Annotated in this window: 8 protein-coding genes; 5 read left to right on the plus strand and 3 right to left on the minus strand. The window is 71.5% G+C overall.

Annotated elements, in window-relative coordinates; genetic code table 11:
• Positions 1 to 2: 2 nt before the first annotated feature.
• Complete coding sequence (locus tag ACZ6NZ_RS00180; RefSeq protein ID WP_465854477.1) at positions 3 to 752, minus strand: hypothetical protein; 750 nt, start codon at positions 750 to 752, stop codon at positions 3 to 5.
• A gap of 117 nt (positions 753 to 869) precedes the next feature.
• The gene (mfd, locus tag ACZ6NZ_RS00185) at positions 870 to 4502 is read right to left on the minus strand and encodes a transcription-repair coupling factor (RefSeq protein WP_465854479.1); all 3633 of its coding nucleotides are present in this window, start codon (positions 4500 to 4502) and stop codon (positions 870 to 872) included.
• Positions 4503 to 5050: 548 nt separating this feature from the next.
• On the opposite strand from mfd, the gene ACZ6NZ_RS00190 reads away from it, so the two are divergent.
• The 3 genes from ACZ6NZ_RS00190 to ppc all read left to right on the plus strand — a co-directional run bounded on the left by ACZ6NZ_RS00190 (position 5051) and on the right by ppc (position 10097).
• Positions 5051 to 5983 (plus strand): cyclase family protein, encoded by a 933-nt coding sequence (locus ACZ6NZ_RS00190; RefSeq protein ID WP_465854481.1) that lies wholly within the window; start codon positions 5051 to 5053, stop codon positions 5981 to 5983.
• Between the two features lie 145 nt (positions 5984 to 6128).
• Positions 6129 to 7181: a hypothetical protein gene (locus tag ACZ6NZ_RS00195; protein ID WP_465854483.1), complete on the plus strand. Its 1053-nt coding sequence runs from the start codon at positions 6129 to 6131 to the stop codon at positions 7179 to 7181.
• 129 nt (positions 7182 to 7310) lie between these two features.
• Positions 7311 to 10097: a phosphoenolpyruvate carboxylase gene (gene ppc / locus ACZ6NZ_RS00200; RefSeq protein ID WP_366612626.1), complete on the plus strand. Its 2787-nt coding sequence runs from the start codon at positions 7311 to 7313 to the stop codon at positions 10095 to 10097.
• A 142-nt stretch (positions 10098 to 10239) separates the two neighbouring features.
• Here ppc and ACZ6NZ_RS00205 read toward each other — a convergent pair whose 3' ends face one another.
• Entirely contained in the window at positions 10240 to 11049 is an 810-nt protein-coding gene (locus ACZ6NZ_RS00205) for a hypothetical protein (RefSeq protein ID WP_465854485.1), read from the minus strand.
• A 54-nt stretch (positions 11050 to 11103) separates the two neighbouring features.
• Here ACZ6NZ_RS00205 and rmuC point away from each other — a divergent pair, with 54 nt between their 5' ends.
• Together rmuC and ACZ6NZ_RS00215 are read left to right on the plus strand one after the other, a co-directional pair.
• A complete protein-coding gene (gene rmuC, locus ACZ6NZ_RS00210; protein ID WP_465854486.1) occupies positions 11104 to 12279 on the plus strand; it encodes a DNA recombination protein RmuC in 1176 nt (391 codons plus the stop codon).
• A gap of 137 nt (positions 12280 to 12416) precedes the next feature.
• Entirely contained in the window at positions 12417 to 15713 is a 3297-nt protein-coding gene (locus tag ACZ6NZ_RS00215) for a S8 family serine peptidase (protein ID WP_465854488.1), read from the plus strand.
• The last annotated feature ends 1 nt before the right edge of the window (position 15714 follow it).

The following is a 15714-nucleotide window of genomic DNA, read 5'->3' on the forward strand; positions in this document are numbered from 1 at the left end:
GCTCAGCTGGCCGTGCCCTCGGCCTCCGGCGCCCCGGTCGCCTCCGGGGTGGAAATGTCGGTGACCGCGTCGGAGCCCGGCTCACCCAGCGGCACACTCACCGCGGGCGCGTCGCCGGAGAAGCTGAGCAGCGGGAACTCGAGCGGACGGTAGCGAGGGCTGACAGTGACGTCGTAACGACCGGCCGCCTCGGCCAGGATCCTCTTGGTCGCCAGCGCGCCGCGCAGCTGCTCACCGTCGAGCTGCTGGGCGGCGGCCTCATCGGTCACCTCGGCGGGGATCTTGCCGGCCGCACGACCGGCAGCGATCACGTCGGCGATCTCCTCCTTGGTCGGCTCGACCGGCTCGGCCGGCAACCCCGACAGGCAGGTGAAGAGCTTCGCCACCTCCCGCACGTGCCCGGTCTCCGGGTCGAGGCCGAGCTGCTGGGCGGCCTGGTCGGGTGCCACCTGCCCGCGCGGCTGGTAGTTCTTCTCGGCGGAGAGCTTCTCGCACACCTTGGTCAGCACCATGGTCCGAACCACGTCGGCCACCTTGGGCAGGGTCGGTTGCGCCGCCCCGGGCTGCCCACTGGCGGAGGACTCCGGCGTCGGGTTCTTCGTCCGCAGGTCCTTCATCGCGGTGGAGACCTGAACGTCGGTGATGCGCTGGTCACCGATGTAAGCGGCGATACCAGGCTCAGCACGGCAACCGGAGAGGGCGACGAGGCCGAGCGCCACAGTGGCGACGGCGGCAAGACGGCGAGCACGCATAGCCGTCACTCTCTCACGCCGTCACCCGGGGTTGTGACACCCCCCACCTTCGCTCATGCCACGACCAGGGACGGCGTCGACGCGCTGACCGCCCCTGGTCGAGAGCACACCGCCGGCTCAGGCGCTCGCGGCCACGGCGAGTGGGGCGGGCGCACCGAGCACATCGGAGAGAAGTTGCGCGCACCACTGGAGCAGCGCCTGGTCACGCAGCGGCTCGCCACCGATCCGACGGGTGGTCGGTCGGGGCACGCTGACCTGGTCGGTGGCCTGCTTGTAGACGGCATCCGGGTGGTAGCGCTTGAGCCGCAACTGCTTCGAGTCCGGTAGGGGCAGCGGGCCGAACCGTACGTGCTTGCCCTGCATGGACACGTCGGTCAGGCCGTAGCGGCGGGCCAGCAGACGGAACCGGGCCACCTCCACGAGGTTCTGCACCGGGGCCGGCGGCTCGCCGTACCGGTCGGTCATCTCGGCGATCACCTCGCCCAGCCGCTCCTCGTCGCGCGCCTCGGCGAGCTTGCGGTACATCTCCAGACGCAGCCGCTCCACACTCACGTAGTCGTGTGGCAGGTGCGCGTCGACCGGCAGGTCGATCTTGACGTCGGTCTCCTCCTCGGGCCGCTCGCCCTTGAACGCGGAGACCGCCTCGCCGACCATCCGCACGTACAGGTCGAAGCCGACGCCCTCGATGTGCCCGGACTGCTCGCCACCGAGCAGGTTGCCGGCGCCCCGGATCTCCAGGTCCTTCATCGCCACGTACATGCCAGCGCCCAACTCGGTGTGCTGGGCGATGGTCGCCAACCGCTCGTGGGCGTGCTCGGTGAGCGGCTTCTCCGGCGGGTAGAGGAAGTAGGCGTACGCCCGCTCCCGGCCCCGGCCGACCCGGCCCCTGATCTGGTGCAGCTGGGCCAGGCCGAGCAGGTCGGCCCGCTCCACGATCAGCGTGTTGGCGTTCGGGATGTCGATGCCCGACTCGACGATCGTGGTGCAGACCAGGACGTCGAACTCCTTCTCCCAGAAGCCGACCATGACCTTCTCCAGGGCTTCCTCGCTCATCTGGCCGTGCGCCACCGCCACCCGCGCCTCGGGCACCAGCTCCCGCAGCCGCCGTGCCGCGCGGTCGATCGACTCGACCCGGTTGTGCAGGTAGAAGACCTGCCCGTCGCGGAGCAGCTCACGGTGGATGGACGCGGCCACCTGCCGGTCGTCCTGCGCGCCGACGAAGGTGAGCACCGGGTGCCGCTCCTCCGGCGGGGTGGCGATGGTGGACATCTCCCGGATGCCGGTGATCGCCATCTCCAGGGTGCGCGGGATCGGGGTGGCCGACATGCTGAGCACGTCGACCGACGCGCGCAGCGTCTTCAGGTGCTCCTTGTGCTCGACACCGAAGCGCTGCTCCTCGTCGACGATCACCAGGCCCAGCTGCTTGAAGCGGGTCGCCGTCTGCAACAGCCGGTGCGTACCGATGACGATGTCGACGGTGCCGTCGCCGACCATCTCCAGCGTGCGCTCGGTCTCCTTCGCCGTCTGGAACCGGGACAGCTGCCGGATCTGGACCGGGAACTGGCTCATCCGCTCGGCGAACGTGTTGTAGTGCTGCTGCACCAGCAGGGTGGTCGGCACCAGCACCGCCACCTGCTTGCCGTCCTGCACCGCCTTGAACGCCGCCCGGACCGCGATCTCGGTCTTGCCGTAGCCGACGTCACCGCAGATCAGCCGGTCCATCGGGACGGTCTGCTCCATGTCCCGCTTGACCTCGTCGATCGCGGCGAGCTGGTCCGGCGTCTCCTGCCAGGGGAAGGCGTCCTCCAGCTCCCGCTGCCACGGGGTGTCCGGGCCGAACGAGTGCCCCTTGGACGCCTTGCGGGCGGCGTAGAGCTGGATGAGCTGCGCGGCGATCTCCCGGACCGCCTTGCGGGCGCGGGCCTTGGACTTCTGCCAGTCCGAGCCGCCCATCTTGTGCAGGGTCGGCTGCTCGCCGCCCACGTAACGGGAGAGCTGGTCGAGCTGGTCGGTCGGGACGAACAACCGGTCGCCGGGCTGGCCCCGCTTGCTGGCCGCGTACTCGATGACGAGGTATTCCCGGCTGGCACCGTTGACGGTGCGCTGCACCAGCTCGACGTAGCGGCCGATGCCGTGCTGCTCGTGCACCACGTGGTCGCCGGTCTTCAACTCCAACGGGTCGATGGTGTTGCGCCGCCGGCTCGGCATCTTGCGCATGTCCCGCGTCGAGGTGCCCCGACCGCCGGTCACGTCGTTGCCGGTGAGCAGCACGAAGCGGGACGCCTCGTCGACGAACCCGCTGCTCAGCGCACCGCAGGTGACCACCAGCTCGCCGGGGACGGGCGCGGTCGGCACCTCCTCGGTCAACCGGGCGCCCAGGCCGGCGTCGCGCAGCACCTCCACCGCCCGCTGGGCGGGCCCGTGCCCCTCGAAGACCAGCGCGATCGACCAACCCTCGCCGGCCCAGCGCTTCAGGTCCTCCACCACCCGCGAGGTCTCGCCGTGATAGAGCGGCGCCGGTTGGGCGGCCAGGGTCACCGCGATGGCGTCGTCCGGGGTGACGGCGGCCTCTTCCGGCGCGTCCTCCCAGGGCTGCCTCGTCTCGGCGGTCTCCCCCTCCACCAATCCGAACGGGGACAGCGTCCACCACGGCTGACCGAGCTTGCCCGCTGCGGCGCGTACCTCGCCGAGGGTGCGGAAGGCGGCGGCGCCGACGTCCACCGGGGCCTGGCCGCCGACCGCGGCGGCGGCCCAGCTGGCCTGCAAGAACTCCTCCGATGTACGCACCAGGTCGTGCGCCCGGGTGCGGATCCGCTCCGGGTCGCAGAGCAGGACGTGGGTGCCGGCCGGCATGGCGTCCAGCAGCAGCTCCAGCGAGTCGGGGCCGACCAGCACCGGGGCCAGCGACTCCATCCCCTCCACCGGGATGCCCTCGGCCAGCTTGTCGAGGATCTCGGCCAGCTCGGGGTGCTGCTCGGCGAGCGCGGCGGCCCGGTCGCGGACGGCCGGGGTGAGCAGCAGCTCACGGCAGGGCGGTGCCCAGAGCAGCGGCACCTGCTCGATGGTCCGCTGGTCGGCGACGGCGAAGGTGCGGATCTCCTCCACCTCGTCGCCCCAGAACTCGACCCGGGACGGGTGCTCGTCGGTGGGCGGGAAGACGTCGAGGATGCCGCCGCGCACCGCGAACTCGCCGCGCTTGGTGACCAGGTCGACCCGGGCGTACGCCATGTCGATCAGCCGGCGGGCGACCTCTTCCAGATCCGCCTCCTCACCGGCGGCGAGCTGCACCGGCTCCAGATCGCCGAGCCCCTTCAGCTGCGGCTGGAGCAGCGAACGGACCGGGGCCACGACCACTCGCAGGGGCCCGGTGCCGCCGTGCGCGTCGGTCGCCTCCGGGTGCGCCAACCGGCGCAGCACGGCCAGCCGCCGGCCGACCGTGTCGGAGCGGGGGGACAACCGCTCGTGCGGCAGCGTCTCCCAGGAGGGGAAGACGACCACCTGCTCGGCCGGCAGCAACCCGCCCAGCGCGGCGGCCAGGTCGTCGGCCTCCCGGGTGGTGGCGGTCACGGCCAGCACCGGTCGCCCGGCGCCGTCGTTGTCCGCGGCGACCGCCGCGACGGCGAACGGGCGCAGTGCCGCCGGAGCGGTGATGTCGAGGCCGTCGACCTGGGCGGCACCGGAGCGCGCCAGGTCACGCGCCCGGGCCAGCCCGGGGTCGGCCAGGGCGGCGGTGAACAGACCGGTGAGCAAGGGAAATCCTTCCCGGGGAGTCGACGCACACGACGGCGGCCCCTCGTCCAGCCGGACGGGGGGGCGCGACAACAAGCCTAGCTCCGTCGACCGACAGCCACCCTCTTCCGCCGAGGTCCGACGCCACCACGGCGCGTCGCCCCCGCGCCCCGCGCCCCGCGCCCCGCGCCCCGCGCCCCGCGCCCAAGATCGTGCTCGAACCAGGATGTAGTGGCATCGGCGACGCGCCGTAACCACTACATCCTGGATGTTGTGCGATCTTGGGTCCGAGTGGGCCGCCGATCGGCCTTCTTCGCGCCAAGATCCGCTCAACTTCGGGGAACATGCGGGGTCACAGCACGTCGAGGCAGCACTTTCCCTGCAATTGAGCGGATCTTCACGGACCCGGCCGGGCCGGGCCCGGCCTTCACGGACCCGGCCGGACCGGCTCGCGGATGCCGCCCCGCCGGACACCCGGCCCGGAGATCCCGCCGGGCCGCGGACCCGGTGACCTGCCGTCGTGTCTCGCGGATCTTGACGCTCGCCGGCCGGCGTGGTCGGGTTTCGGGATGGGTGAGCAGTGGCGGGCACAGTTCGACGCGGAGGTGAACTTCGCCAACGGCGGCGGGCTACGTACCGAGGGGTTCCGGCTCGACATTCCTGGTCGGGAGATCACCGACGACGACCTGGCGGCGTTGTTCGTCCGGCACCTCGGGCTGCTGATGGTCGCCGACGTACGGATCAGCGCCAAGACGGTCATCGAGGAGCCGCACAAGGGCGGCCGGGGTGTCGCGGTCGACGAATCGGGCACCGAACGCCGGCTGGTCGAGCTGAGCCACGTGATCCGCGACGGGATGACCACCCTGCCCGGATGGCCGGCCCCCCGGATCACCGACTGGCTGACCTTCGCGGCTTCCCGCGAGCGGTACGCCCCGGGCACCGAGTTCCACGTGGCCCGAATCGAGATGATCGCCAACACCGGCACGTACCTGGACACGCCCGCCCACCGCTGGGCCGGCCGGGACGACCTGACCGCTGTGTCGCTGGACCGTCTCGCCGACCTGCCGGGGGTGGTGGTCCGGGTTCCGGCCGGCGTTCGCGCGGTGGACCGGCTGATGCTGGCCCCGTACGAGGTGAGTAGCCGGGCGGTGTTGCTGCACACCGGGTGGGACGCGCACTTCGGCACCGAACGGTACGGCGCTCCGGAAGCGCCGTACCTGACCGGCGACGCCGCCCAGGCGCTTGTCGACGCCGGTGCGGCCCTGGTCGGCATCGACTCGATCAACATCGACGACATGAGCCCGACGGCCGCTGGCGTACGCCCCGCGCACAGCGCGCTGCTCGCCGCCGGGATCCCGATCGTGGAGCACCTGACCGGCCTGGACGCCTTGCCGCCGACCGGCTTCCGGTTCACCGCGGCCCCGCCGATGGTGGCCGGCATGGGCACCTTCCCGGTCCGCGCCTTCGCCGTCGTCAATCCTGACACCACCCGCGACGCCTGACACGACCCGTGACGCCGCACACCACCCGGGACGCCCGACATCACCCGCGACGCCTGCCCCAGGGCCAACGGCGGTCGCCACCGGTCGCCGGGGCGACGGGCTGGATCCGCCCTGCGGTCCGCAAAACGGATCATAGGCTGACAACGTGGACAAGGAATCGCACGGCACAGCTCGCGACTGGGCTCCGCGCAGCATCGGACTGCTCCTCGGCACCCTCGTACTGGCCACGACGTTCATCGCGGCCTACGTCGGCGCGTTGCACCAGCCGACGCCCCGCGACCTGCCGATCGGCGTCGTCTCCGGCGACCAACGCGCCCAGGCGACGCTCGACGCCGTGCGCGCCCAGACCACCATCCTCGAACCCATCGGGTACGACGACCCGGCCGCCGCCGAGCACGCACTGCTCAGCCGCGCGGTGTACGCCGTACTCAGCACCGGAGCCGACAACGGCCTGCTCCTCACCGTGGCGAGCGCCTCCGGCCCCTCCGCCACCAGCGCGATCAAGGAGGTCCTCGGCACCGCCACCACCCGTGCCGGCAGCCCGCTCCAGATCGTCGACAAGGTGCCGGTCACCCCGGCCGACCCGCGCGGGGTGGTGCCCTTCTACCTGAACGTCGGGTACGTCCTCGGCGGTTATCTCGCCTCGACGGTGCTCGGGATATCCGCCGGCACCACCCCCCGTACGGCGCGACGAGCCGGACTGCGGATCGCCGCCCTGGCGGTCTACAGCGTGCTGCTCGGCATCGCCGGCGCGGTGGTGGTCGGACCCGTCCTGGACATCTGGCACGGCGACGTCCCCACGATCGCCGCCATCGGCGCGCTGGCCGTCTTCGCCGCTGCCATGTTCGCCAGCGCCGTTCAGGGCTGGCTCGGCGTCGCGGGCACCGCGCTGGTCATCCTGCTGTTGGTGGTGCTCGGCAACCCGGGTTCCGGTGGCATCTACGCGCCCGAGCTCCTGCCCGGCGTGCTGCGCGGCATGCACCGCTGGAACATCCCCGGGCTCGCCAACGACCTGACCAAGGCCGCCGTGTACTTCGACTGGCGGTCGGCCGGCTGGCCGGCTTCCGCCCTCGGGATCTGGGCGGTGCTCGGCGGGCTCGGACTGGTCAGCGCGAGCCTGGTCCGGGGTCGCCGGTCCGCCCCCTCCGACCCTGCGACGACCCGCTCGGGCCCCTCGGCGGACCGGAACGGTGTTTGAGATCACCCCGGAAAACAGCCTTCCCCGGGCAGTGGATCACCAGGGGGCCCTCCAGACATCCGCTCCGCGCGGATACCATCCAGTAAGTCGGACAGCGCTGTCCTTCGTACCCACGTAAGGGAGCGCATCGTGACCGACCAGCACGACCACGACGGCCCGGACGCCGCACTGCGCGCCGACATTCGCCGACTCGGCACCCTGCTCGGCCAGACCCTGGCCCGCCAGGAGGGTCGCCCGCTGCTCGACCTCGTCGAGGAGATCCGCGCCCAGGTCCGCTCCGACGCCCCGGCGGCCGCCCAGCGCCTCGGCGGGCTCGACGTGACCACCGGCACCAAGCTGGCTCGCGCCTTCTCCACCTACTTCCACCTGGCGAACATCACCGAGCAGGTGCACCGGGCACGGGATCTGCGCCGCCGCCGCGCCGTGCAGGGCGGTTGGCTGGACCAGGCCGCCAAGATGATCGCCGAGCGCGGGGTGCCGGCCGAGGAGATCGCCAACGCGGCTCGCCGGCTGGCGGTGCGACCGGTCTTCACCGCGCACCCGACCGAGGCGGCTCGACGCTCGATCCTGTCCAAGTTGCGGGCGATCGCCGACGAGTTGGACACCGAGACCGCCAACGCGATCCTCTACGGCGCCAGCGACGAGGGCCCGGCCAACCGCCGGCTGGCCGAGTTGTTGGACCTGATGTGGCAGACCGACGAGCTGCGGCTCGACCGGCCGGACCCGACCGACGAGGCCCGCAACGCCATCTACTACCTGCGCGACCTGTACGCCGAGGCCGCCCCGCAGGTGCTCGACGACCTGGCCGACACCTTGCGCACGCTCGGCGTGGAGACCTCACCGACGGCCCGGCCGCTGAGCTTCGGCACCTGGATCGGCGGCGACCGCGACGGCAACCCGTTCGTCACGCCGGCGGTCACCCGCGAGGTGCTGACCATCCAGCACGAGCACGGCATCGCCGCCACCGAGAAGGCGATGGACCACCTGATCAACGAGGTCTCGGTGTCCCGCCGACTGCGCGGAGTTTCCCTGGACCTCTCCGCCAGCCTCGCCGCCGACCTGGACGCGCTGCCCGAGGTGGCACAGCGCTTCCGCCGGGTCAACGCGGAGGAGCCGTACCGGCTCAAGGCGCGCTGCGTGAAGGCGAAGCTCGCCAACACCCGGCTGCGGTTGCGCCAGGGCACCGCACACGTACCGGGCCGGGACTACCGGGGCTCGGCCGAGCTGATCGCCGACCTGGACCTGCTGCGCGCCTCGCTGGCCCGCAACTCCGGGCAGCTCACCGCGGTCGGCCGGCTGGCCTCCACCATCCGTACGGTCTCCGCGTTCGGCCTGCACCTGGCCACCATGGATGTCCGGGAGCACGCCGAGGCGCACCACGCGGTGCTGGCGCAGCTCTACGAGGCGGTCGGTGAGGTCTCCGACTACCCGGCGCTGACCCGGCTGGAGCGCACCAAGCTGCTGGCCGACGAGCTGACCGGTCGCCGTCCGTTGTCGACGCTGGACACGTCGCTGTCCGAGCCGGCCCGCAAGACGTTCGACGTGTTCGGCACCATCCGGGAGGCACAGGACCGGTTCGGCACCGAGGTGATCGAGTCGTACATCATCTCGATGACCCTCGGTGTCGACGACGTGCTGGCCGCGGTGGTGCTGGCGCGCGAGGCCGGCCTGGTGGACGTACACAGCGGGCGGGCCCGGGTCGGGTTCGTGCCGCTCCTGGAGACCCCGGCCGAGCTGAACGCCGGCGGCGAACTCCTCGACGAGCTGTTGTCGCTGCCCGCGTACCGGGCGCTGGTCAGGGCCCGGGGCGACGTGCAGGAGGTCATGCTCGGCTACTCCGACTCGAACAAGGAAGCCGGGATCACCACCAGCCAGTGGTCGATCCACCGGGCGCAGCGCGCGCTGCGCGACGTGGCCGCCCGACACGGCGTGCACCTGCGGCTCTTCCACGGCCGGGGCGGCACTGTCGGGCGCGGCGGCGGGCCGACGCACGAGGCGATCCTGGCGCAGCCGTACGGCACCATGGACGGTGCCATCAAGGTGACCGAGCAGGGCGAGGTGATCTCCGACAAGTACACCCTGCCCTCGCTGGCCCGGGAGAACCTGGAGCTCACCCTCGCCGCTGTGCTCCAGGCGACCCTGCTGCACACCGCACCCCGGCAGCCGGCCGAGATGTTGGAGCGCTGGGACGCCACCATGGACGTGGTCTCCGAGTCGGCGTTCCGGTCCTACCGGTCGCTCGTCGAGGACCCGGACCTGCCCGCGTACTTCTGGGCGTCCACCCCGACCGAACTGCTCGGCGCGCTGAACATCGGCTCCCGGCCGGCGAAGCGCCCGAACACCGGCGCCGGGCTGTCCGGGCTGCGGGCCATCCCGTGGGTGTTCGGCTGGACGCAGACCCGGCAGATCGTGCCGGGCTGGTTCGGCGTCGGTTCCGGGTTGGCCGCCGCCCGCGAGGCCGGTCTGGCGGACGTGCTGGCCGAGATGCACCGCAACTGGCACTTCTTCCGCACGTTCCTGTCGAACGTCGAGATGATGTTGACCAAGACCGACCTGAGCATCGCCCGCCGGTACGTCGAGACGCTGGTGCCGAAGAAGCTGCACCCGATCTTCGAGCAGATCGAGCAGGAGTACGAGCTGACCAAGCGGGAGGTGCTGGCGGTGACCGCCTCACCGGCTCTGTTGGAGAACTCACCGGTGCTCCAGCGCACCCTGGCCGTCCGCGACACCTACCTGGAGCCGCTGCACCATCTCCAGGTGGCGCTGCTGCGGCAGTACCGGGAGTCGGGTGCCGCCGGGCGGGCGGTCGCCACCGCACCGGGCGGCCGACGCGCGCCGAGCGACGGCACCGCCCTGGAACGCGCGCTGCTCACCACCGTGAACGGCATCGCGGCCGGAATGCGCAACACCGGCTGATCAACGGGTACGAGTGCGGGTTCCGAGGCCCGGGCCTCGGGGCCCTGGCCTCGCCGATCATGGAGTTTGTGGTGCTTCGCGAAGGCCGCCAACAGGGGCTGATCGGCCACCACAACTCCATGATCGACCCGATTGGGCGGGGTCAGAAGTCGCCGCCCCCGAAGTCACCGCCGCCGAAGCCGCCGCCGCCGAAATCACCGCCGCCGAAGTCACCGCCGGCGTAGTCGCCGCCGCCGAAGTCGCCGCCCTGGTCACCGCCGCCGAAGTCCCCGCCCTGGTCTCCGCCCTGGTCGACGCCGTCGCCGAAGCCCTCCTGGTAGCCGGCGTCGTAGCCGTACCCGGGGTCGGCGAACGCGGGTGAGAAGAGCGCGTCGGCGATCAGGATGCCGCCGAGCACACCGGCGCCGGCACCCAGCGCCGTCTTCCACCAGGGCGTCGAATACCAGCCGGCGGGCACCGGTCGACCCTGATAACGCCCACCCGGGTAGTAGTAGGGCGTTTCCCGACCAGGCTGCGGCCCGGCCCGGAAGGTCTGCCCCTGCACGTCGACCTCACGCTCCTTGGTGAGCTGCCCCGCACCACGGGCGGCGGCCAGGGTCGGCACCTCGGGGCCCGGATCGATGCCCAGCGCGGTGCGCGCCGCCCGGATGTACGCCAGACCCTCCAGCGCGGTCTCCCGGGCCAGCCCGAACTGGTGCGGGGTGGTCGCCTGTTCCAGCTGGGAGCCCGCCGCGTTGTACCGCTCACCGGCGTCGGCGAGCGCCTGGCGTACCGCCGGGTCGTCACCGTGCAGGTTCATCAGCTGGCCGCCGAGGCGCTCGTACCACCGCTGCGCCTCCGCACGGGCGTCGCCGAGCTCGGTGCGCCGACGGGCACCGGCCTGGGCGCGGACGAGGGCGGCGGCACCCAGCGCGCCGACCAGCACAACGGCGAGGCAGAGCACAAGTTCCATGTCATCGAACGTACCCCCGGGTCGCACGTCGTATCCGTCTGGCAAGCTCCGGTGATGGACGTCTCGACGCTGCTTGTGGTGATCGTGTGCCTCGGCGCCGGCGGGGCGGTGGGCTGGCTCGCGGCCCGGTCCCGGTCGGCCGCCGACATCGCCCGGCTGGATGCCACCCTGGCCGCCACCCGGGAGGGCGAGGGTCGGCTGGAGCAGTCCATGCGGGCGTTGAGCTACGAGGCCACCGCACAGTCCCAGGAGGCGGTAGCCCGGGCCGTCGCGCCGCTGCACGACACCCTGCGCCGCTACGAGCAGCGGGTGGCCGAGCTGGAGCACGACCGCGTCGACGCGTACGCCGAGCTGCGGGAGCAGGTCCGCTCGATGAGCACGGTCTCCGGTGAGCTGCGCACCGAGACCAAGCAGTTGGTGGCGGCGCTGCGCGCACCGCAGGTGCGGGGCCGCTGGGGCGAGCACCAGTTGCGCCGGATCGTCGAGGCCGCCGGGATGCTGGAGCACTGCGACTTCTCCGAGCAGGTCACCGCCACCACCGACCAGCAGGTCGTCCGACCGGATCTGGTGGTTCGCCTGCACGGTGGTCGATCGGTGGTGGTGGACGCCAAGGCCCCGTTCGACGCGTACCTGACAGCCATGGAGGCCCGCGACGAGCGCGGCCGGGACACTCACCTCGACGCGCACGCGCGGCACCTTCGGGGGCACGTCGACGCCCTGGCCGCCAAGTCGTACTGGTCGGCGTTCGACAACTCACCCGAGTTCGTGGTGCTGTTCGTCCCGGCCGACCCGTTCCTCGACGTCGCGCTCCAGCGGGACCCGTCGCTGCTGGAGCACGCCTTCGCCCGCAACGTGGTGCTCGCCACGCCGGCCACTCTGGTCGCGCTGCTCCGTACCGTGGCCTACTCCTGGCGGCAGGAGGCACTGGCCCGCAACGCGCTCGCCGTGCACACTCTCGCCCGGGAGCTGTACGGCCGGCTCTCCACCCTCGGCGACCACGTGGGCAAGCTCGGGTCCTCACTGGCCGGTGCGGTGACCGCCTACAACCGGGCGGTCGGCTCGCTGGAGGCCCGGGTGCTGGTCAGCGCCCGCAAGCTCGCCGAGTTGGGCGTCTCGGACGACGAGTTGGCCACCCCGGCCCAGGTCGAGTTGACGCCCCGGCAACCGCAGGCACCCGAGCTGGCCGATCCGGCCGGTGACGAGGTCTCGAACCGCTCGCCAATCATGTGACAGTGCGTATACCCGCATGTCACGAACTGGTCACAAGGGACTGACCAGTAGTGACAGTGCTCGCCGCTACCCCGAAAGATTCTGCTCACCCGAGCGCCCTTCTCAGAAGGGCCCTGTTCTCTGGAGGTAAAGAGAACGTGAGCAGACTCCGAAATGTGAGCCGGCGCACCTCAGCCGCGCTCTTCGCGTCGGCCCTGGCGGCCAGCGCCATGACGACGATGGGTGGTGCCGCCACCGCGGCCGCCGCCCCCGCCACCACACCGGACGCTTCCCCGGCCACCGCCGCCGAGACGCTGGGCGCGCACGACGCCAAACTGCTCAGTGAGGCCCGCGCCAAGAAGGCTCCGACCGTCACGTTGATCGTCGCCACCGAGAAGGGTGAGGCGGGGGACGTCGCCGACAGCCTCACCAAGCTCGGCGGCACCGTCAGCCAGCGGCAGGACCGGGTCGGCTTCGTGCTGGCCAAGGTGCCGACCGACCGGGTCCTCAAGGCGGCGCGGCTGCCCGGCGTCTCGGCCGTCGACCTGGACGAGGTCATCCAACTGCCGGACCCGGCCCCGGAGCGCACCGCCACCGGCACCGCCGGCGCGCGGCAGGCCGCGGTCGCGGCGCCGGGCGAGACCACCCCGGCCGACAACCCCTACATGCCGACGAACGAGACCGGCGCGGTGGCGTTCACCGCGGCCCACCCCGAGTGGGACGGCCGGGGCGTCACGATCGGCATCATGGACTCCGGTGTGGACCTGGCCCACCCGGCGTTGCAGCAGACCACCACCGGCGAGCGCAAGATCGTCGACTGGGTCACCGCGACCGATCCGCTGGAGGACGGCTCGTGGCGGCGGATGCAGGCCGAGGTCACCGGCCCGTCGTTCACCATTGCCGGCGGGACCTGGACGGCACCGGCCGGCTCGTACCGGTTCAACCTGTTCAGCGAGTCGGTCACCACCGCGAGCGACGCCCGGGGCGACGTCAACCGCGACGGCGACACGACCGACACCTGGGGTGTGCTCTTCGACCCGGCCACCAACAACATCCGGGTGGACGCCAACCAGAACCTCAACTTCACCGACGACCCGATCATGCGGCCGTACAAGGAGAAGTACGACATCGGCTACTTCGGTACCGACAACCCGGCGACCCCGGTCGCCGAGCGGCAGCCCTTCGTCGTCGAGTTCCGCAAGAACGTGAACACCACGCCGATCGGCCTGCCGGGCGCCTACGACTACGTCAACATCGGCATCGTCGAGAGCACCCACGGCACCCACGTCGCCGGCATCACCGCCGCCAACGACATGCTCGGCAACGGCGCCTTCGACGGTGCCGCGCCGGGCGCCAAGCTGGTCTCCGCCCGTGCCTGCTCCTGGGGCGGCGGCTGCAGCGCGGCGGCCCTCACCACCGGCATGATCGATCTGGTGGCCAACCGTGGCGTCGACATCGTCAACATGTCGATCGGCGGCCTCCCGGGCCTGAACGACGGCAACAACGCGCGGGCGAACCTCTACAACGAACTGATCGAGACGTACGGCGTGCAGTTGGTCATCTCGGCCGGCAACTCCGGCCCGGGTCTCAACACCGTCGGCGACCCGTCGGTGGCCAGCAACGTGATCAGCGTTGCCGCCAACATCAGCAAGGACACCTGGCTGGCCAACTACGGCTCGGTCGTGAAGAAGAAGAACGCCCTGTTCAACTTCTCCTCCCGTGGCCCGCGCGAGGACGGTGGCTTCAAGCCGAACATCGCCGCCCCCGGCTCGGCCATCTCCACCGCACCGACCTGGCAGCTCGGAGCCCCGGTCGCCGAGGCCGGTTACGCGCTGCCTCCGGGCTACGCGATGCTCAACGGCACCTCGATGGCGTCTCCGCAGACCGCCGGTGCCGGCGCGTTGCTGCTCTCGGCGGCCAAGGCCACCGACCGGGGCGTCAGCCCGGCGGCACTGCGGCGGGCGTTGTTCAGCTCCGCCAAGCCGATCGCGGACGTGCCGACGTACGCGCAGGGCTACGGCATGGTCCACGTTCCGGGTGCCTGGCAGCTGCTGCGCCAGGGCGTCGAAACCCGGTCGTACGTCTCCGACGCGCCGGTCTGCAGCCCCCTGTCGGAGCAGCTGACCATCTGGAACGGCGTGAAGTTCGTGCCGAACCCGGGTCGGGGCACCGGCGTCTACAACCGCTGCACCTCGTCAGAGGGCGGCCACAAGGTCGGCCAGAGCAAGACCTACCCGGTCAAGCTCACCCGCACCAGCGGTCCGGCCGGCACCATCAAGCACGATGTCACGCTCCAGGGCAACGACGGCACGTTCAAGGCGCCGAAGACCGTCGCGCTGCCGCTCAACAAGACCGTCACCGTCAACGTGACCGCCAAGCCGACCGCCGAGGGCGCGCACGGCGCGATCATGCGAATCGACGACCCGGCCACCAACGTGGTCGACTTCGAGGTGTCCACCGTGGTGGTGGCCTCGAACGACGTGAAGAAGCCCACCTTCTCGTACGCGAACGAGGGCTCGGTCGACCGCAACGGCTTCACGTCGTACTTCGTCACGGTGCCGGAGGGCGCCAAGGCACTCCAGGTGAACCTCTCCGGGATCGCCACCGGTTCGCAGACCCGGTTCATCGCGATCAACCCGTTGGGTGTGCCGGTGGAGGCCACCACCAGCACCGTCTGCTACACCAACTTCTCCGACGTCAACGTCTGCAAGCCGCAGGAGCGTGACTACCAGAACCCGCTTCCCGGGGTCTGGGAGATCGAGGTGGAGTCGCGGCGGACGTCCCCGGCGCTGAACAACCCGTTCAAGCTCCAGGTGCGGGTGCAGGGCCTGACGGTCGAGCCGGCGCTGGTCGAGCTGCCCAGTGTCGAGGCCGCCGAGCCGACCCCGGTGAGCTGGAAGGTCACCAACGCCTTCGGTCCGGTCTCGGTCAGCGGCCGCAGCGGCGCGTTGACCGGTGTGCGGACCGAGCGTCCGACCATCACCGAGGGCGGTCCCAACCAGGAGTGGACCGTCGAGATCCCGGCGGGTACGTCGACGTTCACCGCCCGGATCGGCAACCCCGCCAACGCGGGCGCCGACCTGGACCTGTTCGTCTACCGGGGTACCACCGAGGTCGGCCGGGCCGCGGACGGTGACTCGGAGGAGGCGGTCACGCTGACCAACCCGCCCGCTGGCACCTACCGCGTCGTGGTGGAGCCGTACGGGGTCGACGGGCCCGGCACCAGCACCGCCTACGACTACTACGACGCGTTCGCGTCCGCGTCGCTGGGCACGATCACCGCTCCGGCCGTCGCGGTGCCGCTGATGCACGGTGAGTCGGCCACCATCACCGGCACGGTGACCGCGGTGGCCGTCCCGGCCGACGGTCGTCAGCTCTCCGGTGAACTGGCGATCGTCACCAGCGAGGGTGCGATCGTGGGTCGCGGCACCGTGTCCATCGGTGCGGTGAACTGAT

Source organism: Micromonospora sp. NPDC047756, from assembly GCF_055587245.1.

Coding starts and splice junctions, on each gene's coding strand:
- ACZ6NZ_RS00190 (WP_465854481.1), top strand. CDS start 5,051: ATGGGTGAGCAGTGGCGGGCACAGTTCGACGCGGAGGTGAACTTCGCC.
- rmuC (WP_465854486.1), top strand. CDS start 11,104: ATGGACGTCTCGACGCTGCTTGTGGTGATCGTGTGCCTCGGCGCCGGC.
- ACZ6NZ_RS00205 (WP_465854485.1), bottom strand. CDS start 11,049: ATGGAACTTGTGCTCTGCCTCGCCGTTGTGCTGGTCGGCGCGCTGGGT.
- ACZ6NZ_RS00180 (WP_465854477.1), bottom strand. CDS start 752: ATGCGTGCTCGCCGTCTTGCCGCCGTCGCCACTGTGGCGCTCGGCCTC.